This window comes from Sphingopyxis macrogoltabida (assembly GCF_001307295.1).
Lineage (GTDB): Bacteria > Pseudomonadota > Alphaproteobacteria > Sphingomonadales > Sphingomonadaceae > Sphingopyxis > Sphingopyxis macrogoltabida_B.
Map to the genome: position 1 here is coordinate 1,487,726 of NZ_CP012700.1, position 20,174 is coordinate 1,507,899.

A 20,174-nucleotide genomic window follows, 5' to 3' on the forward strand; every position below is an offset into this window, starting at 1 on the left:
GCTTCCTCGCACGGCCATCAACTCGACCGGAGAAATGGGCGCGGCTGAATGCTGTAGGCTCTATGGTCGCGCGTCGAGCTGCCGACGATCGGAGCGATGATTGGGCGACTCTGCCTTTTTTAGTTTATGAATTTGTCGGTTCTTGTCTTGATTGCAGGATATGCCTAGCGGCGCGTGTTGTCTTACATTGCCCGTGTTTCACGCAGGCATGATTGATGGCGACAAATTCCCGACCGACGACTGCGATGTTGAGCGTCCGCGTCGATGCTGACGCGCTCAGGGAGTTCGACAGCTTCGCCGTCGGTCGTGGGGGTCGCAGCGCGCTGGTGCGGCAGATGATCGAACGGACGCTGCAAGAGGGCACCGAGCGTCCGCATATCGACCGCCCTGAGGGCGCGGCGCGTAATCGTATTTCGCTGCGGTTTACCGATGTCGAGATTGCCGTGATCGCGCACCGCGCATCGCAGCGTTCGACCGATCGCGCAGGGTGGATCAAGGCATTGGTGCGTCGTCACCTCGCGTTGAAATCGCGGGTCGATGACGGCCTCCTTGCCGAACTCGCCCCGATCAGAATGCAGTTGCTCCGCATCGGCCGCAATCTCAATCAGGCGATGAAAGCCGCCAATGCGGCCATGCTCGATACCCGCGACAGGCAGATTGAACCCGAGCTACGACGGATTGCCGATATGCGGATGGAAATTTCTGAGCAGATCGCAGCCGTCGGCGATGCCATGCGCGGCGATGCGAGCTATTGGACGGTGGCCGACTGATGGCGATTGGATCAGGCTTGGAATCAGCTTTGTGGGAAGCGACCCGTCCGCCGTATCGTGTGCGCTATATCCACGACCCGGGTGCTCAGCCCGGTGTGCCGCTTTACGGAAGCTACGGTGTCGCCAATCCGAAGACGGCACGCGCCAAGCTGGCGCGGATCGTGCGCGGCGCGCCCGAGGTGGTGGTCAAGGTCACGGGCCGCCAGCGGGGCGGTCGCCATGTCAAAGCCCATCTCGACTATATCGGGCGGAAGGGGGCGGTCGACATCGAAACCCGCGATTGTGAAATTCTGACCAGCAAGGACGACATCGCCGAGCGTGCGGCCGAATGGAGCGATACGCTTGAATGGCGGTCGCGGCCAACGGTCTCGTCGGTGTCGCTGATCTTCTCGATGCCCGAAGGCACCGACCCTGATAAGGTGCTGGGAGCCGTTCGCGCGCTGGCCCATGCCGAACTCAGCGACAATCACGATTATCTCTTGGCGCTGCATACAGACACGCCGCGTCCCCATGTCCATCTGACGGTTCAGGCCGAAGGGTTGGACCGCAACCGGTTCAATCCCAGACCGGTTCAGCTTCACCGCTTTCGCGAGCGGTTCGCCCGCGAATTGCGCGAGCGCGGTGTCGCGGCGGAAGCCACGCCGAGGCGGGCGCGTGGCAGGGGAGTTGCCGGATCCAGCATTAGGCTGGTCAAACTTCGCGTCCGTCTGGCGAGCGGGGCCAGCGGCGTGATGACCAAGGCTGACAGGCGAACTAACGAGCAGGCCATAGCCGTTGCGCGCGGTCAGGCCAATCTTCCGTCCTTTATCGCCAAAGGCAAAACCCGCTGGCAGGCGATACGCCAAGCCTACCGCCAGGCGGCCGCCGCGCTGGATGCAAGTGGGCAACCGGATGATCGGGCGCTCGCAAGGGACGTCCGGAGATTCCTCGACAAGCAACCCGACGTACACGCCACGCCCGAAATCTTTGCCGCGCGTCATGCCAAGGCCCTTTCGGCAGCACGCGCTGATCATGATCCGCCAGCTCCCGTGCCGCCGCCGCACGATAGAGGGCGCTAAACTACGGCTTTATTTCGCCTTGCGTGGGAAGAGAGGCTGCCATTGGACCAAGCGGATCGTTGGTGGCTACAAGATACGGAAGAACGATACCAGGCTCGGCACTGGGAGACTGTCCAAGCCGCGCCCTCCGATGGGCTTCTTTCAATAGATCGCTTTGCGCGGAAAAGTAGCCGATACGTGCATACGCTCCTTTCAAACCGCCAAGGCGATTCCGGAAAAACGAGCTCGAAGGAACGGTCGGGTCAGAATCAATCAGTTGCAAGGACAAGTAGCCGTGCTTGATCAACAGGCGCCTCAGTGCTGCGTCCAGTTCCTCATTTCGGATCCGGCTTCCTTGCGCCGTGCGCATTATGGGGATGAGCCGAATTTTTTTCCTATGCTCGTATTGTTCGCGCTGCCTCGATAATGCCGTCTGCTGCCGCGCAGAAAGCGGTCCCACCGGCAAGCCAGCGACAATCATCGCATTGAGCAATCCACCAAATCGATATGAGAATAAAGATCGGCTTGGGGAAGTGGGATCAGCGGAGATTAAGCCGCCGTCGACATACCCCTTCTCGAGGTAGATTCGCCGAATTACGTCGAGGAGCATTTCTTCCGTCCATTGGAAGCGCAGGCTGTTGCGGTCGTTGTGAGATGGCTCATCAAAGCCAATCAAGAGATAGGCTGCCGACATGCTCCCAAATCGTCGAACGTAGGTGCAAGGATATGGCAAATACGGCGAGTTTTTGATGAGAAAGGTTGAGAGGGTGCCTTTTTCGGCCAACAGTTGCCTTAGCCCTTCCAGCAGTTCCTCGTTGGTATAGGAGTTAGGCGCGAGCTTCGCGAGCCTGGCAGCGGCATCAGAAAATAGCTTTTTCGATATGATGGGTTTCAGAACATCGACCTGCGCCCAGTCCTGCACAGGCGCGGGATGAGGGGCACCGACATTGCTATATTTCCGGCCAAATATGTACGTTCCGATGTAAAGTTCGTTCCTGAGCACGTAACGAACCGCGGGGGCCCGCCATTCGGCACCATGCACTTGCGTGTGGCCTTGTGAGTTGAGCCACCGCGCGATCTCGGCAAGGCTCTTCTGATCTTCGACGAACATCCGAAAAATTCGCCGGACGGCAGCGATTTCCTCAGCTGGCCCCCATATGAGAACGACCCTGTCCGTTGTAAGTGCCTTTCGTTGTCCTCGTTCTAAAACCAAACGCGGGTTGCCATGCTCATCAACAACTTGCCTGCGGGTGCCGAAGGGGTTCATCCCGCCCTGCTTGAATCCCAATCGGGCCTGCTGACGTTGGGCACGGGAGACTTTCGTCGATAGCTCGCGACTATATTCGGCTGCCATGACGCGCTTCATGTGTTTCACGATCGACGCCATCGTGCCGCCTTCGTTCTCGAACGGCTCGTTGCAGTAATGCACAGGAACGCCCGCCTCGCGGCACATGTATTCGTAGTGCGCAGCTTGGTCGGTATCTTGGAATCGTCCCCACCTGCTTACGTCTAGGACCAGGATCGCTTTGTAAGGCATCGCTCCAGAAAGCACGTCGCTCAAAAGGCGTTTCAGGGCGGGTCGACCACTGAGCGTCAGGCCGCTTTTGCCAGAATCGAGGTAGGTTTCGACAACTTCGAAACCCCGAAGTGACGCATATGTCGCTATTGCTGACTGCTGATTGTCGGGAGAGTAGCGCTGATGCTCTGTCGACATTCTGATATATTGTGCCGCCCGCACCGGATCGGTGACGGGCTTGATAATTTTTCTCACGCGTTTTCCTTGTTTCCGGCCGCATCGAGTCGCCCGGATCTAAATATGGGGTTCTGGCTATCGGTTTCCGATGATCAGGCTTTCGTCAGCCTGGCGCACGACGGCCCGACAAGATTCCAGATTTGATGCACGACGGCATCGAGCTGGACGCGCGCAAGGTCGATGCTGCCGGCATAGGCGGCCCATTGGCGTTGCTTGTCGCGATCCTCGAAGAAGCTGTTTGAAAGTCCGGGAGGCGGCTCCGTTGGGACTTTGGTGCCACGCCGCTCGAACGTCGCCGCTATCGCCGCGTCGAGATCGTCAGCTGTGATCGGGCAGGAACGCGGAAGTGCCCAAAGGTCGTAATAGTCTTTCATCCGGCTGTTGGCGATGCCGAGCGCCACCATCGCTTGGAACTTCTCGGCAATCACCGTAGCTGGCGGATAAACGCGAATCTCGGGATCGGGAAAGTCGAGCAAGGTCGGATAGGCGACCGGATCGGCTGGCCTCGCAATCACGTCGCCAAAGCCGAGATCGATCGTCACCGGAATCCGAGTTCGCTCGAGATGTGCGATCGTTGAAAGGCGCATGCCGCCATATTCGGCCTCCTCGCGGATCGGTCTGGCGGTCAGGCGTTCGATGTCGAACATCAGTCCGTCGTCCGCCTCTACTGCCATAATTCCACCGAAATCGGCAATCAACCGGGCTGCGCTCGCGTCTCCGAACGCTAGAAAGTCCATATCGCGCGTGACACGGTTGCTGTCTTCCAGCCACAAGGTCACGAGCAGACCGCCCTTGAGAATGAAATCGTCGCGCTGTGGAGAAATCGAGAGCCGGTAGAGCAGGCGTTCGAGCGCGAAGCGCACGAGCAGCACGTCGAAGGGCTGGCCTTCCGCGCGCGCGAGCGCGAGCAGGCGCGCTTTGGCGGAGGCAGCGATGTTCGCCGGTGTCTCAGCCATGCGCGGTCAGTGCCTCCAGATAGGGCTTCATCACCTTCCATGCACCACCGGCAACGGCTGCCTCCGCGATTTCGCTCGGCGTCGTCTTGCGTTGATCGAGCGCCGATCGCAGTCCTTCGATCGCGACCGAGCGGTCGGCGAGCCGAGCATTACGGAAGAGATCCGCGAGCGTCTTGGGAATCGAGTAGATGGGCACCTCGACGCCCGAAATTTCGTGGTATGCGACGCCTTGCTTCAGATATTTGTCTGCGAACCTGACGATCTTCAGCGGGGGATGGGTCGAGGTCGGCGCCCAGTCCGATGTGCCGATCGCTACCCAGACGCGCCGCGGCATCTGGTCGGTCAGGCCATGATAGGCGAGGGCGGAAACCATCGCGATCACGCCTTTCGGTATGCGCTTGGCGACTTCGGCAAGGTTTTGGTCAGCGTTGATGTCCGCATCGGCACCTTGATAGAGCCCGCGCGCGATCCGGTCGATATCGCCCTCGTCGACCGCGCGCGCGATCGTCTCTGCCGCGATCCCGGCTGCGCGCAGTTCGCGCGCGCGCAGGATTGGCCGCTTCTCGAATAGCGATTTGAGCTTATCCCGTTGGGACGTGATGAGCGCCATGTGACAAATCCTCTAACTCATATGAGTTCTATCAGAGCTTTTGTCACAAGTCATTAACCGCATGACTGCGAATTTATCGCGACGAACGTGACCCCGTGACGCCCGAGTCAGCGCGTCCGCCCCTCGCGTGTCAATGCCTGATCCTGCGTGACTTCTCGGATGCGCTGCGCCTGCTGGTTGCGCACCCGAATGGCCGCGATCTTGTCGCCATTGGCAATGCGGCGAGCTACCTCGTTACGCTTGGCCTCGACGTCCTTTGCTGCCTTGACGGGATCATCGGGATATTTCGCGCGCGTGATCGAGATGGTTTGGGCGACAAGGCTTTGGGCGCGGCGCAATTCGGGGTCGCGGGCATTTTGGTCAGACGTCTGGCTCAGGAACCGTTCCGACAGGGCTTTGAGCGTGATTGTATCTTCGACCGGGCGGGGGGATTCGCCTGCTGTGTTTCTGGATTCACGCCGCTTGTCGCGTTCGGCCCGCCGGGCTTGCAGGCGGTCAGCTTCGGCCTGGACAACTTTCGAAGGCGTGTAATTCTCGACCGTCAGCCCTTGTGCGGCCGCAGCAAGAAATGCGGCCTTCTTGAACGTATCGCCGCCATTGATCCTGATCGACGTCCAGCCATTAGCCTTGGCGATCCGCACGATATCGGGAAGGGCGTCGATCTTGCTGGTCTTGAGCCGGTCGGGTTCGAGGCGGGCAATCGGCTTTTTATCATCCGTAGTGCGATAGAGTGCCTTGCCGACACGCAGGAATTTGCCGGTCAGGTCGTCGGTGAGGGTGGGTGTTTCGGCTTTGCGCTTCGGCTTCGCCCTCTCCGATTTAGCTTTGTCCGGCTTCGGCATTGCCTTGCGGCTGCGTCCTGAAGAGGCATCGCCATCCTGTTTATCCGCCATTTTCGTCACCTTCCTCGATAAGCCCAGATACATTGCCGTCGTGATCCAGCGTCAGCATGTCGGCGAAGAAGCTCGGGCAATCTTCGGTGAGGACATCATCCTGTGACATAGGCCGGGTCTCGTGCCCGGCAGCCTCTTCGGCGATCATGTCGCGGAACAGCGCGGGCAGCGCGGTCCCAGGAGTTCGCTTAGGCGCGGCTGGCACTTCCGGAGCTGGAAACGCGCGCTTCTTGAAAAAGCGGTTGCTGAAATAGGCAATCTTCGTGCCGACGATCGGCGGAATGCCGCCGCGCAGGAGGATCAGCTTATCGGTTGGAAACTGCATGAGTTCCTGCGGCAACAACAGAGCGCGGCGCTGTTCCGCGATGGATTTTGACCGATTGGCGAGGAGGCCATTGATCGTGAGCGACCTGGTGACGCTATCCTGTCCGACATAGCCGAGCCTCTCGGACAGGTGGTTGGCGACGCGAAGCTCCTTGGGCGTGAATGCGACTTCGACACCGCAATTGGCGACGATTTCATCGGCGACATGCTCGCCGTAAACGCCGCGCAATTGCGAGCGTGACTGAATGACGGGCAAGAGCCTGATTCCGTAGCCCGCGACATAGGAGAAGGCGCTCGCAATGACCGAGGCCCGACCTAGCCGGGCAAATTCATCGAGAATGACCAGCACTGGCACAGATGTGTTTTCGTCGGGCAATTCGCGCACGTTGAGGTCGATGAGCTGCTGGAACAGGAGATTGTAGAGCGGCGCGATCCTGTCGAGTTCATCAGGCGACACGCCGAGATAGATCGACATGGGGCGCTTGCGGAGCTGGCGAAGATCAAAGTCGCTTGCCGCTGTCGCGGCATCGACTAGCGGGTTGAGCCAAAGGCCGAGGACGTTGGTGATCGTCTTCTTGATGTCGGCAAAGCTGTTGTCCGAGCCGCCGGCGAAATCAGCGAGCGCGGTCTGACAGCCGACCGAGAGGTTCAGTCCTTGATTGGCAAGTTCCTTTTTGAAAAATGTGCGCGCATCGCTTGTGGTCAGATGGCGATAGATGGCACCCATCGTCAGCGGTTCGTTGCTGGTTTCCGCGAGCCAGGCGCCAACGCCTGCAAATCCGGTGCGGGCACCATTGGCCCAAAAGGCTTCGCCCTGTTCGGGCGCAACGAACAACATCGTTGCGATCTTCTGCAATTCGATGATGACATCATCCGGGTCGTGTCGGTCGATATAGGCCAGCGGATTGTAACGGGCGGTGCGGCCTTCGCGGTCGGTCGGATTGAACAGATAAACGGACTGCCCGTAATGGGCGCGAAAGCCCGCGCTCGCGTCGTAATTCTCGCGTTTTACATCAAGGACGACAACCGAGCCAGCCCAGGTCAGCAGGTTCGGAATGACGATGCCGACGCCTTTGCCCGAGCGGGTCGGGGCTTCGACAATGACATGCTCGCTGCCACCAAAGGTCAGGAACCGTCCGCGCTTGCGGCCAAGGACGATTCCCGAGCCTGCGCGAAATCCGTGGCGCTTGATCTCGCTTTCGCGGGCGAAGCGCGCGGCTCCATGCAGCGGTACGCCGCGCGCCCAAAGCGCATAGATCAGGCCGCCCAGGAGCAGGCCGCCGCCGAGCAGCCCGCCTGCCATCGCGCGGACTACGTGCGGGTCGCCACGATAATACCAGACGAACTGCGGCATTTTGAGGGGGTCATAGGCGGTGACGGGCAGGCCGAGGACCAGCCAGCCGATCATGGTTGCGATGGCGAGCGCGATCAGCACACCGAGCGGAATGCCGACCAACAATCTAGCCCTCCCGCCGTTAGGCGGCGTACCTGCCTTCCGGGTCATAATAGATCTCCGTCACCCGAAATTCGCCGTCAGTCTTTTTGGTTTGCACCACGACATCGACCAGCATCTTGAGCAGCGCGCGAATATCGCCGCGGGCCAGATCGGAACCGCCTTCGCTTTCCTTCACCAAAAGCGTCAGTTGCTCGAACGCTAGTTCGGCGGAATCGGCATGGATGGTGGTGATCGAGCCGGGATGGCCGGAATTGACGTTGCGCAAATAGAAAAAGGCAGTCCCGTCGCGCAGTTCCTGGAGCAGGATACGATCGGGGCGCATCCTGAGCGCGCTTTCGAGCAGATGTTTGGCTGTGACATTGGCAGTACCCTGGCCGTCCTTGGCATAGAGCATGTGGACGACGTTCTTTTGACCGACGATCAGTTCGCGCGTGTCCTCGATCGTCAGCAACCGCTCTTCGGGCGGGATCAATTGGATCAGGCCCTTCGACAGCGTCGTCTTGCCTGATCCCGTTGCCCCCGAAATGAGAATATTGAGCTTGGCCTTCACAGCGCGGTCGAAGAATTCGACATGACGGCCTGATTGCAGAAGTGCGAGCAACTTCAATTCCTGCGGAGTTACTTTCTTTTCCGAGATTCGCGTGTCCCTGAAAAGGCCAGCCGCCTCGAAATCGGCGAGTGTCATTGTCACGGTCGATGGCTTGCGCACTGTGATCGAGACCGTTTCGTCCGGCACGACGGGTGGCACGACGATTTGGACGCGCTCGCCAGTCGGGAAGATCGTCGAGACGATGGGGTTTTCGCGGGTGACATCCTGCGAGGTAAAGGCGGCGGCGGCAGTCGCGAGCGCCATGAGCGTCTTGAAATCGAGTGAGGGTTCGCCTTCCCAAGTCCAGCGCCCGCGTCGTTCAATCCCGACCTCGCCTGGCAAATTGATGACCAGTTCGGTGACGCTCGCGTCATCGAGATATCTTCGTAAGGGTGCCGTCACGCTGTCGAGGACAGCGGTGTTTTTGCCCGGTGCGGCCATTATTTCAGCGCGAGGCCGTAGACGGTCGAGAAGTCGAAATCCTGCGCCACCGTGATCCCGACATCCTCGCCCTGATTCTTGCGCAGCACCGGCTTGATCTCGGCATTTTGCTGCAAGACAGTCGATGCCGCATCGGAGGGCACGCGAGTCGTGTTCGAGCCGTTATTGCCAACGGCTTCCGACCCGACGGTCGCCGCATCTTCGACAAGGCTGAACAGCAGGGCTGTGCCAAAACGCTGCCAGAAGAAATTATTGACCCGGCCATCCACGCCGCCGCGCCCGAGCGCATCAGTTGCGGGCGATCCGACATCGATCGCAATCCCGCGCGGCGTGACGGCACGCGTCCACAGGACGAACAGCCGGTATTGCCCGCGGTTGAGGCCACCCTGATATTCGCCAAGGATCTTCGTGCCTTTTTCCATCAGCACGACCCTGCCATTGTCCGAAAAGATATTGCGCGGAAGAATACAGCTCACATAGCCCGGCTGACTTGAATCCATTGCGGTCTGCAACACACACGGAATGAAGCTTCCCGCCGTAATCAGGAAATTGCGGTCGGGAAGCGCGCGAGCCTGCGCCTGTCCGATGACCGAGCCACGCCGAAGCTTGTCGAGATTGGTGAGTTCGGGGGATGCCGCGTGACCGGGATTAGCCGCAGTCCCATGGTCGCCGTAACGAACGCTTCCACCCGCACTCTCGCGTTCCCCGCCATAGGCGATCAGCGATGATCGACGCGTGGATTCGCGGAGGGCTTCTGCCGGGGATTGCTGGAGCGGCTGTTGCAGTGCTGCTGGCGAACCTTGTTGCGGGCCGATGGCGGGCACGGCCGGTTCTCCAAGGGAAATGGGGGCGTCGGGGTCGGTTGCTGCCCCAGCCAGGGTCGGTGCGATAACCGTTGCCGGGTCATATTGCGCGGGCTCGAGCGCGGGTTTGGGTTTGACGGGCGGCAGAGCCGTATTGCCCGTCAGCCCGGTTCCCAGCGCCAGCACCGTGAACATGACGGCGCCTGCCGCGGCGGCCAGGCCGATCATCTTTTTTGGGTCCATCGTGGTGCCGGAGATCGACGGCATTTTGCTGCCGCGTTCGGAGGCGGGGGTGCGATCAATCTCGTCGGGATCGGGTGTTTGATCGACGGCGGGGCGATTGGCGCCTCGGTCTGAGGCGCGTTCCGGGTCAACTGTGTCGGCCATCATTTCGTCTCCCCATCGGGACCAGATGTGCGCTCCACGATGCTGGACGCGGTGCCGGTCTTGGGATCGCGCCCGTAGAAATCCGGAGCCTCGTTGAAGACGCACAGCACCTCTTTGCCGCGCCGCAAACGGAGCTGGGCAAACACGCCGTGGATTACGACAAATTCGTCGCGGACATCGAATGGGACGATGCTCTCGCCGCCATCGGGATTGACGGCGAAGAACGCAGGCAGTTCGCGCTGGTTCGGAAAGCGCAGCGCAGTGAATTGGCCATTGTCGGTAATTTCGGACGGTTGAATCGCGGATGATCCCTGCACACTATATTGGAGGTTACGCTTGCCTTCGAGGACCGCGAGGTCGAGGGCCGAGCGGATCGCGCCCGATTGTAGCGCCGTGGCTCGCGCGTATGCGGCCTGCGCCGCCGCCGCTTGTGCTGCGGCGGCTTCCTCGCGCGGATAGCGAAACACGACCTTGAAGAATGTGTCAGCGGACCGCGCGCCGATGCTCCCGCGCCGCGCCGACAGTTCGAATGTGTAGCTGCGGCTTCCGGCGTCGGAACGCGTGATCACGATCAGATTGGTCGCTCCGGCCAGTTCGCGTGGTTTGATAAACAGCGAATTTTCAGCTGGCGCCACCTCCCACGACACGCTGTCGCCGAGCGCGACATGCTCGACTCGTTCGCCCGCTGAAAAGACGATCTGTGTTGCCGAGCGGAACGCGCCGACAATGCGGTAAACTTCGGTGTCGCTATAGATCGCTTCGCGGATTCTGCTGTCCTGCGGGGTAGGATGCGGCGTCTCGCTGGCAGCTGCTGCGCTGGCGGAGAACATCAGGGCGATGGCGATGATGCCGTGTTCTGTTTTCATTGCGTCACCTCCAGATCGGCGCGGTAGCTTTGGACTTCCAGCCCCAGCGGGTTTTTGAACCGTTGCTGTTCGGTGGTTGGGGTGTCGGTGGTGTCGTAAGTCATGGTCGCGATCGCCGGGGTGTCGATCGTCGATGCGCCGCGCTGGAGCGTCTTGGTGAAGCGGATTTGCGCGACGTTCTTTGACACGAAGGTCACCGACTTTATGGCGATAAACACCGTATCCAGATCGGTGAAAACGCTTTGTGGCGATTGGGGATTGTCCTTGGCGTAGAACGCCGTCCAGCGCGCCTGTTCGTCACGCGACGACATCGCCAGCACGCCTTCGAAAAACTCCCGGCGGGCCTGAGGAATCCATCCCTCGCGATTGCGGACATAATCGGCGAGAAAATATTTGGCGACTGCCTCATTATACGTGATCTGCCGGTCGCCGGTCAGTGGCGCAGCGATCTCGCTCGCGCCGGTGGCCTTGTCGACGGTGATAACATAGGGCGCGACGGTCTTGAGCGGCGTGAGCATGGCCACGGCCGCAACCGCTGTGACTGCAAGACTGCCGGCCATGCCCGCGATGATCCATGCCAGCCGTTTCGAGCGGTTAGCGGCTATTAGCCGGTCATGGTCCCAGCTTGCGGCCTCTGAAAAATAGGCCTTGAGATCCTGCCTGTCTGTAACTCCGCCAGCCATGATGCTCAGCAACTCCGATAGGAGGTTGTTGGCGTTGCGCTGCTGATGGGCGGAACCTGCGGGCCGGGTTTGGCGTCGAGCTGTGCGGGCTCGGGAAATACGTCAACGCCTTTGCGTTCCTCTTCCTGGTCTGGCGTCTGGTAGGCTGGGGTTGATGTTCCTGCGAGGGGATCGACCGTTGGCAGGATCGTACCATTGGGGTTGGCCGGACGGCGCTGCTTGCCGCTACATTTGGCTAGTTTTGGCGATTTCGAGGCAGCGCTGATGGCCTCGGCTGGTGCAATGAGTGCCAGCGCAACCAATATACTCATCATATGCTTACGCATGATCCAATCCCTTTATGCTGCGCCGCGACTGATTGATCCAGATGTCCGCATCCGCGCCATGCCGCGCGCGAAGCCCCGCTCGATGGCTCGGCTGGTGGCTTGAGCGCCGGTTGCGCCGCGCCCAACGACGAACCCGCCTGCCGCTGCGATTGCGGACGCAAACTGGTTGGCAAGGGCAGGGCCGCCGCCGCCGAGTGAAGCGGCGAGCGATGGAATCTGGAGGAAAAAGAAGAAGCCGAGCGCGTAAAAAGCCAGCGCCTTGATCGCTGCCATGCCGATGTCGTCATTTTCCGAGATGGTGGCGATGATCGTCTCGCCGGTTTGGGTCAGAAACAGTGTCAGCACGAGCGCGAAAACGGTCAGCATCAGATAGTTGATGCACGCCCCAAGCCAGGCAAAGAAATAGCCGCGCGTGGACTCGAACAGCAGGGCGGCCACAAAAAGCGGGCCGACAACCGAGAGAAGCCCGAGCGCAAACAAGCCGAACGCACTGATTACGAAGCCGATGGCCGCGCACAGCAGCGTGGCGATGATGACAATGACCACCAGAAAGCCCGCAAAGACGGCATAGCCGATATCGGGGAGCGCACCCTGGGTATCCTGATAATTAGCGGCGATCTTGCGCATTGTGTTGGCAGTTTCAAAGCCGGTGCCCGCCAGCTTGTCATAAAAACCGCCAAGACCACCAACGTCCGCACCGCCCAACGCGTTTGCGAACTGGCCGGGCAAGCCACCCAGCGCAAACATGCCAATCTGGGTGCCATAGAGCGATGTCACGGCAAAATAGAGAGCAGCGAGCTGGCAACCGCGATAGGTATATTCGCGGAACGGATATTGCACCGCCCCTCGCATGATCGCGTAGCCCAGCAGAGAAATATAGATCACGATCCCGATGCGCAGGGCAGGGCTAACGACCTCGATCACGGCCGCATATTTGCCCACGATGGCCGCCAGCGCATTGTCCAGCGCCTCGAACATTGTGGTGAATACATGATCGGTGAAATCCATATATCTTCCCGGGTCCCGGTTGACGCTTTATCGAGCGATCTGGAGTTGCGACTTGGCGAACGCCGCCGCGCGGCAATTACCCGTGACCACCGCGGGTTGCGATCCAGCCGACGTATCGCTGGCCGACCATTTGCGGCAGATGGCTTGCATCGCTTCGATCTCCTCGCCGTGGGCAACATAATATTGCCAAGTCCGCGCTGGCATATCGGCTGGGGGCGCGGGGGATGGGCCGCACCCGGCAATCAACAGCGCGATCGAGACGGTCGCGATCCGCAATCTCATTGCCCCTTGTAATAGCGGCTCGCCGCGTCGAGCTTTTGGGCAAGTGCCGCCTTTCCTGCCGCCGCCCGTTCGCGTTCCTGAGCCTGTTGCTGCATGGCGATGGCTTGGAGGCGAAGCTGGTCGTTTTGCATCGCCGCAGATTCGAGTTGCAGCCGAACGGTCAGGTCGCCGACTTCCTTGGCCGTGACGGCGGTCGCCATTCGGGCGCGGAGCTGGTCAAGCCCTTCCGTCCGCGAGGTGACGGCGGCACCTATATTATCGGCAAGCCCCGCGGTGATGCCGATGTTGCGCGCGTTGAGATCGAAGCCCGCGCGCGACTCTTCGGACCCCGACACCCCGCGCTTTTCAAGAAGGCCACGATAAACCGCATCGGCTTTGGCGCGTGCCGCACCGACAACATCGAGATCGCCGCTGCCGAAGCCATGCAGCGCGGCCGGGCTTGTATCGAGTTCACGTAGCGCGTCGCTTTTGAGCTGTGATGCCAGCTGCGGAATATCGGTCGGCTTATTCAAATCCTGATAGAGTTTCTGCGCTTCGGAAATCTGCTGTTTGCCCTGCGCCGCAATCTGGATTGCCTGCCGCACCGCGTTGACTTGCTGCACCAGACTGGCGCTGTCATGAACCGGCATGCCCTGTGCAATGGCAGGGAGGGGAACCGCTATCAGCAGTCCCGCACCGAGTAGCTTGGTCATCGTTTTCATCATATTGCCTTTCCTTGCAGTTCAGCTTGGGCGTCTCCGTTGATGGAAGAGGGGTAGCCAGAGCACCGGGTCGTTCCCCACCTCGGCGATGAGTTCGTCGGCAACAGCGTTGGTTTCGGCGCGGCCCGACAGCACAGCCAGCGCGTCGTCCAGACCGCTCAGATCGAGTTCGACCACCACGCTGTCATGGCCCTGCTTCATCAGAAACTTGTGGCTTTCCGGGGCTAGGTCGTCGCGCACCAGTTGGAACTCGGCTTCGGACAGTGCGAAGCCTTCGACATAATCACGCCGCGCGCCGAACGGATTCGGGAGCATGATCTTGGTGGCGACCTGTTCCAGAATCGAATGGCTGATATCGCTCTTGAGCGCATCGGCAGGCGATTGCGTGGCGAAGACCAACAGGGCGTTTCGTTTGCGGTAGGTTTTGAGGCCGTCCTGAGCGAAGCGCCGGAAGGCTTCATCGCCGAGCGCCTTCCAGAATTCGTCGATGCAGATAATCATCCGCTTGCCGTTGAGGAGTTGGTCGATCCGATGGAACAGATACAACATGACCGGCGTGCGGATGTCGGCGTTGTCGAGGAAATCGGTCATGTCGAACCCGATGAATTGGGCGCCGAGCGTCATCCTGTCGGCAGGATTATCGAACACCCAGCCAAGCGAACCTTCCGACGTCCATTTTTCAAGACGCGCGCCGACGCCGCTGATATCCTTCATGCCGAGCATCGAGCGGAGCGCACTGAGTGAGCGGTCTTCGCTGGGAAGTTTCATCACGGCATTGATGCCGTCTTCAATCCGCCGTTCTTCCTGAACCGAGACGGGCAGGCCATCGGCACGAACGAGCTGGCGAATAAAAATGGACAGAAAGCTCTTGTCCCCGGGTGTGTCGCAAAGGGCTTTCAGCGGTGAGAAACCGGTGGCGACGCCGTTGCGCAAAGCCAGATATGTCCCGCCGCTGGCCTGGACAAAGATCTGCGCGCCGCGATCTTTGTCGATAAAGATCTGACGTGCGCCGGTCTTTTCAGCCTGTGCCATCAGGAAGTTGAGCAGCACCGTCTTGCCGCCGCCCGATGGGCCGATAATCAGCGTGTGTCCCAGATCGCCCTTGTGGAAATTGAAGAAATACGGGCTGCGCGCATTGGTCTTGAGCAGCGCCACTGCATCGCCCCAATGGTTGCCGCTGGCGAGGCCGGCGGGGAAGGTATGGAAGGGTGAGAAGGCTGCGAAATTGAGCGAAGTGATCGGCGCGGGCCGTGCGCGCCATGCGAAATTTCCGACGAGCTGGGACCAGTAAGCCGCTTCGAGTGCAGCCCCTTCGCGCGCTGCGACCATCCCCGTATCGGCAAGCGCGGCCCGGGCGACCGCCATTTGGTCGCGGAGCACCTTCATCGAACTCGCATAGACCGCGAGGGTGAAATGATGGTCGCCCAGCACGAACCGGTTCGACATCAGGTCATCGCCGGCATCGATCAGCGCATCGGCCTGGCTGACGGCGCGGTCGCCCGCATTTGCCATCTGAGTCATGCGCAGCCGGAATTTCTCAGTGGCCGCAGCCCTTCCAAGGAAGGTGAAAGATTGTGTCAGCACGAAGCCAAAATCCACCGACAGCAAAGCCTCTAACTGGCGCGGGGTTGTCTGTGCTGGATATTCGCGGATACCAAAGATACCGCCAAAGACCGACGTCTCGGCGCCGCGAATTTCTATGGTTTCGGCGCCGAAGATCGTGCGGGCGCGATATAACGCACCACCCAGATGACCGCGCACAACGGGGACGCGGGCAGGGCGTCCGGTCATCACCATATCGGCGACTTCCATCGTTTCGGAAAACATCAAACCGCGATGCTCATAGATCGCGCAGCGGCGCGGTTCGCAGCGCACCATGAGCTTTTCAAAATCACGGGCCTTGTCGTCGAGAAGCTCGATCAGGGACTCGTCGATCTCCAGCCCCAGCGACGCGCCGCGCCTAGCATTGCCTGAGACCTTGCGCTTGAGAACCTGGATGAGTTTGTCGCCGCCGGTGGCGGCGGGACGGATCACAAGCGTCGCAAAGAAGCGGTTGATGAACATTCGTTCCCGGTTGATCCGCCCAAAATAGGCACGGTTGAGATCGGCAGCGAAGCCCGATTTGAACGCCCCACCAGGATACTGATCGACCCGCATCCTGATCAGATGCGTCCAGATCGACAGCCTTTCATCATGCAGGTTGCGGAGCATGCCGTTCAGCTTGGTGTGCCAATCGTTCAGGTCGCGCACGTCGGCCGTCTCGAACGCACGGCCTTGCAGCTCGAAGGTCAGCATGATGTCACCGGAATCGAGTGCCACCATCTCTTCATTCACATGACGCGAATAGGGCAGGAACTTTTCGGGCGTCGCCTCGCGCCGCGCGACTTTGAGTGGCACGGCGTTGGGTCGCATGGCATCGGGTGCAGGCCCCTTAGGCATAGCGGGCAAAACCCTTGCGGCGCATGCCCGTCAGCTTGAGCGGCGAGTAGCTGCTTCCGGCCCAGAACGCCCGGTTGCGGTTGCCCGCTTTGGTCCGGCCCCAAAGGAACAGAAGCCGGAACGCATTGACGTCGTGGCGCACAACCAGCCGCGAAATCGAATAGCCGAATATGGCGACCAATGCGGCGTAAACCGGACTGTTGGTTCCGATCAGGACCGACGCGCTGGAAATGAGCAGCAGCACCGCCGCCTCGATCGGGATTCCAGCCCAAAGTGCAGGGCGGGTCACGGCGAGGAACAGCGGGTCCTTGGTCATGATTTCGGTGTCGGCGTTCACGCGCGTCAGCCCGCAATGATGCCGACAATGGAATCAGCCGAAAAGACAATGGCGATGCCGATGATAACGGTCACGAGGATCGTTGTGGAGGCCCGACCCGTGAACCAGAGCAGGCCGGTGACGATCACCGCGATGACCGCAAGCGTGCGCAGTAGTGTCGACGACAGCAGGCCGCGAACTTTGGTGGCGAAGCTCTCCAGATTCTGTGCGGAGGCGGGATCAGGGTTGAGCGCGGAAACCCCTAGCACCAGCGCGAGCGCGACGCTCCAAAGCAGCACGTTCTGCCGCGACTGCGGTATGCCCTCGAACCAAAGCGTCAGTCGGGACCGAACACCTGCGGTTCTTCGCACAAAGTATTTTAATCCCGCCATACGCTCCTGCTTTCTATCGTTTCAGATCGGTTGGACCTTTGCCGGTCATGAGCGGCGCGCTCGAATAGGTTCCACGCAGGTGGCGCGCTGCGGCGCGCGATAGGCCGCAACGTAGAACCAAAATTCTCCGGGATGAGTTGGACGCGCGGGTCGAGAGGCATCGTCGGCGCCGTCAGCGCTTCCATCGCCACTAGGTCGACAAAGCCCGCATTTCTGACAACCTTTGCGACATAACCGTTGCGAAATCCCCTGGACGAGCTTCCGGTGTTGTAAAGCGAGAGTGCGATGCGAAGCGCGGTTTGCGGATCGCGTCCGACAATTGCCCCATTATAATTTTGGGTGAGTACTCTGCCGAGCGCCTCGATATTTTTGCAGGGGTCAAACACTGTCTCCCAGGTCAGGCCAAGCCAGCGCATGTTGCGTGAGTTGATTTGGCCGAGACCGAGATCGACCGAATAGCCGGCAGCGATGTAGCGTTGTGCAGTCGCGGCGGCGCTTGCGGCGTCGAGCTGCGGCGGAGGTTGTTTCCCGCCATTCACGTTTAGCGCGAAGGGCCGCCCGTGGCTTTCGGTCTGCACGATTGCCGCGACGGTCTGCGGCGCGACATTGGGCGCACATTGCGACGCTAAGGCGGCAATCATGGCGCCGGATATGGTCACCGCTGTATACCTACAAATGCGTTGCGGAACGGTGCGTAGATTTCGGCTTCGTGATCGGTCGACCGCGCGAGAATGAAAGTTGATGTCGGATGTCCGAGATCTGAAACGCAAATATGATGGTACGAAGTCATATGCGCACTGATCTGGAATTGCGCGCGAAGTGAAAATCCCGGAAAAGGGGTATGTACCTTTCAGCTTTTTGCGGAGCGGGAGCTTTTCAACAAAGGTAGATTTCAGGGAGAATCTGAGCTATAATCAATTAGTTGAACATATAAGATTCATACAGGTATTCAGTTTTTCCCCGCAATTATTGCCGACCGACGCCATGAGAAGCATCGCAAAGCATTAAATCAGTGAAGGACGATCAACGACAACGGGACCGCGAGAGAGGTCCGTCAGCGATCCGAAGATAAGCTGATGACGATCAAGATGACGACCCAAGAGATGCTGCGCGAGATTAAGTCTGCGCCTGAGGCCGGGCAGTTGGCAGCAGCACTTGGAACTATCTGCACGCAGATGGGATTCAAATACTTCGCTCTCACGCACCATGTGGAGGTGGCACGAGGCGCCGCCAACGTCGTCCGAATCCACAATTATCCGTCACAATGGGTCGCCTACCATGACCGCAACGCTCTCGGCACATCCGACCCCGTTCACCGGGCAAGCCATATGTCGTGCGCTGGTTTTTTGTGGTCTGAAATGGAGACGATGATCCCACTAAGTTCGGAGGACCGGCGAGTCCTCGCACTTAGCCGTGAGTATGGAGTCGGCGATGGCTTTACCGTGCCGGCAAATGTTCCTGGAGAGCCAAGCGGATCATGTTCCTTCGCAAGCGTCGCGGAGATCCCGGTCGATGAGGCGACGCTGCCGTTAGCGCAACTCGTCGGCATCTTCGCGTTTGAGCGCGCGCGTAGTTGCTCGGGAATCCGGACGTTTGAGAAAAGTCCGCCAAGACTAACTGACCGCCAACGAGATTGCTTGCTTTGGGTCGGTCGTGGCAAGAGCGACTGGGAGACCGGTCGAATACTGGGGATTACGGAGGATACCGTTGATCGTCATCTCACCAATGCGCGAGAGCGATACGAGGTGCCGAAACGCACGATGCTACTCGTTCGTGCCCTGTTCGATGGTACGCTTAGTTTCTCAGATATCCTGCCCTAGCGGGACCTTTATTCTAATGTAACCGTGGTGTGAAGGCCGCCTTGCGGGACGGCGTTCTGGCCTGCTGCCGGTTTGGTGGACACCGAGATAAGTTCATTCAGGCTACCCCAGCTTCACGTTCGAAGTCGATAGGACTGAGGTAACCCAAGGTCGAGTGACGCCGGGTCGGGTTGTAGAAGCATTCGATATAATCGAACACGTCGGCCTTCGCCTGCGCCCTCGTGCGGTAGATCTTCTTCCCGATCCGCTCGGTCTTGAGCGAGGAGAAGAAGCTCTCCATGGCGGCATTATCCCATACATTGCCGGACCGGCTCATTGAGCAGGTGACCCCATTGTCGGCCATGAGCCGCTGGAACTGCTCGCTGGTATACTGGCTGCCCTGATCCGAGTGATGCAGGAGAGCATCGGGCTTGCCGCGCCGCCAGATCGCCATGATCAGCGCATCGGTGACGAGCTGGGCTGTCATGTTGGGAGTCATCGACCATCCGACCACCCGGCGCGAGAACAGGTCGATCACCGCAGCAACATAGAGCCATCCCTCGGCCGTCCAGATATAGGTGAAGTCGGCCACCCACTTCTGGTTCGGCCTGTCTGCCGTGAACTGGCGATCGAGCACGTTGCCGGCGATGACCGAACGATCGCCGTGATCCTTGGGAAGCCCGCGTCGCCGCGGCCTCGCTCGCAGACCCTGCGCCCGCATGAGCCGTTCGATCCGGTGCAGGCCGCAGGACACCCCATCGGCCAGCAGGTCGTGCCAGACACGGCGCGCGCCATAAGTGCGATAACTTCCTACATGGCTGGCACGGACCTTCGCACCGATCACCTCGTCGTCGCGGGCACGCTGCGACGGCGGGCGGATCAGCCAGGCATGGAAGCCGCTTCGCGAGACACCGAGCGCCCCGCACATCCATGCCACCGGCCAGATCCCTCGGTGCTTCGCGATGAACTGGAACTTCATATCGAGTCCCTCGCGAAGTAGGCGGCGGCTTTTTTTAGGATGTCGCGCTCCGCCTTCAACTTGGCCAGCTCGCGCCGCAGGCGATCGATCTCCATCTGCTCCGGCTTCATCTGACCGTGACCGGGAAAGGCATGACCCGGATCGGCGGCAAGCTCCCGGACCCATTTACGCAGCACGTTCGCATGCACATCCAGATCGCGCGACGCCTGCGCGATCGTCACCCCGCGTTCGCGGACCATCCTCACCGCCTCAAGCTTGAACTCGCGGCTGAACTTCCTTCTTTGCATTGTGGACCTCCGATAGGTGGAAACACCCTATCTCGGTGTCCACCAAACCGGCAGCAGGCCATTCCGGGGTGCTGATA

21 protein-coding genes are annotated in these 20,174 nt (G+C 60.1%); 3 read left to right on the forward strand and 18 right to left on the reverse strand.

From position 1 onward, the window contains the following. The first annotated feature begins 335 nt into the window (after positions 1–335). Both AN936_RS06950 and AN936_RS06955 read left to right on the forward strand, forming a co-directional pair. Positions 336–770 (forward strand): hypothetical protein, encoded by a 435-nt coding sequence (locus AN936_RS06950; protein WP_234715765.1) that lies wholly within the window; start codon positions 336–338, stop codon positions 768–770. Beyond that, positions 770–1,828 carry a relaxase/mobilization nuclease domain-containing protein gene (locus AN936_RS06955; protein ID WP_149037617.1) on the forward strand — a complete coding sequence of 353 codons (1,059 nt, stop codon included), beginning with the start codon at positions 770–772 and terminating at the stop codon, positions 1,826–1,828. The genes AN936_RS06950 and AN936_RS06955 overlap by 1 nt, the downstream gene beginning before the upstream one ends. 1 nt (position 1,829) lies before the next feature. On the opposite strand, the gene AN936_RS06960 is transcribed toward AN936_RS06955, so the two are convergent. The 17 genes from AN936_RS06960 to AN936_RS07035 all read right to left on the reverse strand — a co-directional run bounded on the left by AN936_RS06960 (position 1,830) and on the right by AN936_RS07035 (position 17,691). Further along, positions 1,830–3,578 carry a recombinase family protein gene (locus tag AN936_RS06960; protein ID WP_054587502.1) on the reverse strand — a complete coding sequence of 583 codons (1,749 nt, stop codon included), beginning with the start codon at positions 3,576–3,578 and terminating at the stop codon, positions 1,830–1,832. Between the two features lie 74 nt (positions 3,579–3,652). Continuing rightward, entirely contained in the window at positions 3,653–4,516 is an 864-nt protein-coding gene (locus AN936_RS06965; RefSeq protein ID WP_054587503.1) for a nucleotidyl transferase AbiEii/AbiGii toxin family protein, read from the reverse strand. Continuing rightward, a complete protein-coding gene (locus tag AN936_RS06970) occupies positions 4,509–5,126 on the reverse strand; it encodes a type IV toxin-antitoxin system AbiEi family antitoxin domain-containing protein (RefSeq protein WP_054587504.1) in 618 nt (205 codons plus the stop codon). Before AN936_RS06970 ends, AN936_RS06965 begins: the two co-directional genes overlap by 8 nt. A 107-nt stretch (positions 5,127–5,233) precedes the next feature. Continuing rightward, positions 5,234–6,019, reverse strand: coding sequence for an LPD7 domain-containing protein (locus AN936_RS06975; RefSeq protein ID WP_054587505.1), 786 nt, complete (start codon positions 6,017–6,019; stop codon positions 5,234–5,236). After that, positions 6,009–7,847, reverse strand: a complete 1,839-nt coding sequence (locus AN936_RS06980; protein ID WP_084758225.1) for a type IV secretory system conjugative DNA transfer family protein — start codon at positions 7,845–7,847, stop codon at positions 6,009–6,011. The genes AN936_RS06975 and AN936_RS06980 overlap by 11 nt, the downstream gene beginning before the upstream one ends. Next, positions 7,819–8,829: a P-type DNA transfer ATPase VirB11 gene (virB11, locus tag AN936_RS06985; RefSeq protein ID WP_054587507.1), complete on the reverse strand. Its 1,011-nt coding sequence runs from the start codon at positions 8,827–8,829 to the stop codon at positions 7,819–7,821. Before virB11 ends, AN936_RS06980 begins: the two co-directional genes overlap by 29 nt. Continuing rightward, positions 8,829–10,124, reverse strand: a complete 1,296-nt coding sequence (gene virB10 / locus AN936_RS06990) for a type IV secretion system protein VirB10 (protein ID WP_234715766.1) — start codon at positions 10,122–10,124, stop codon at positions 8,829–8,831. The genes virB11 and virB10 overlap by 1 nt, the downstream gene beginning before the upstream one ends. Next, positions 10,019–10,885: a P-type conjugative transfer protein VirB9 gene (gene virB9, locus AN936_RS06995; RefSeq protein ID WP_054587509.1), complete on the reverse strand. Its 867-nt coding sequence runs from the start codon at positions 10,883–10,885 to the stop codon at positions 10,019–10,021. Before virB9 ends, virB10 begins: the two co-directional genes overlap by 106 nt. After that, on the reverse strand, positions 10,882–11,580 hold the full coding sequence (locus tag AN936_RS07000) for a virB8 family protein (protein WP_234715767.1): 699 nt from the start codon (positions 11,578–11,580) through the stop codon (positions 10,882–10,884). The genes virB9 and AN936_RS07000 overlap by 4 nt, the downstream gene beginning before the upstream one ends. Continuing rightward, on the reverse strand, positions 11,574–11,894 hold the full coding sequence (locus AN936_RS24650) for a hypothetical protein (RefSeq protein ID WP_149037618.1): 321 nt from the start codon (positions 11,892–11,894) through the stop codon (positions 11,574–11,576). The genes AN936_RS07000 and AN936_RS24650 overlap by 7 nt, the downstream gene beginning before the upstream one ends. 12 nt (positions 11,895–11,906) lie before the next feature. After that, positions 11,907–12,902: a type IV secretion system protein gene (locus AN936_RS07005; RefSeq protein ID WP_054587511.1), complete on the reverse strand. Its 996-nt coding sequence runs from the start codon at positions 12,900–12,902 to the stop codon at positions 11,907–11,909. A gap of 27 nt (positions 12,903–12,929) precedes the next feature. Beyond that, entirely contained in the window at positions 12,930–13,106 is a 177-nt protein-coding gene (locus tag AN936_RS07010) for a hypothetical protein (RefSeq protein WP_158500062.1), read from the reverse strand. Positions 13,107–13,180: 74 nt separating this feature from the next. After that, a complete protein-coding gene (locus AN936_RS07015; protein ID WP_054587513.1) occupies positions 13,181–13,888 on the reverse strand; it encodes a type IV secretion system protein in 708 nt (235 codons plus the stop codon). A gap of 18 nt (positions 13,889–13,906) precedes the next feature. Beyond that, complete coding sequence (locus tag AN936_RS07020) at positions 13,907–16,297, reverse strand: VirB4 family type IV secretion/conjugal transfer ATPase (protein WP_149037620.1); 2,391 nt, start codon at positions 16,295–16,297, stop codon at positions 13,907–13,909. Between the two features lie 19 nt (positions 16,298–16,316). Continuing rightward, complete coding sequence (locus tag AN936_RS07025) at positions 16,317–16,640, reverse strand: type IV secretion system protein VirB3 (RefSeq protein WP_054590148.1); 324 nt, start codon at positions 16,638–16,640, stop codon at positions 16,317–16,319. Between the two features lie 26 nt (positions 16,641–16,666). Continuing rightward, complete coding sequence (locus tag AN936_RS07030) at positions 16,667–17,032, reverse strand: TrbC/VirB2 family protein (RefSeq protein ID WP_084758227.1); 366 nt, start codon at positions 17,030–17,032, stop codon at positions 16,667–16,669. After that, entirely contained in the window at positions 17,020–17,691 is a 672-nt protein-coding gene (locus AN936_RS07035; protein WP_234715768.1) for a lytic transglycosylase domain-containing protein, read from the reverse strand. Before AN936_RS07035 ends, AN936_RS07030 begins: the two co-directional genes overlap by 13 nt. Before the next feature lie 417 nt (positions 17,692–18,108). On the opposite strand from AN936_RS07035, the gene AN936_RS07040 reads away from it, so the two are divergent. After that, the gene (locus tag AN936_RS07040; RefSeq protein WP_234715769.1) at positions 18,109–18,852 is read left to right on the forward strand and encodes a LuxR family transcriptional regulator; all 744 of its coding nucleotides are present in this window, start codon (positions 18,109–18,111) and stop codon (positions 18,850–18,852) included. Between the two features lie 97 nt (positions 18,853–18,949). Here AN936_RS07040 and AN936_RS07045 read toward each other — a convergent pair. Further along, a protein-coding gene (locus AN936_RS07045) for an IS3 family transposase (RefSeq protein WP_095385752.1) occupies positions 18,950–20,097 on the reverse strand; the annotation gives its coding sequence in 2 pieces (ribosomal slippage) (positions 18,950–19,839 and positions 19,839–20,097; 1,149 coding nt in all). Between the last annotated feature and the right edge of the window lie 77 nt (positions 20,098–20,174).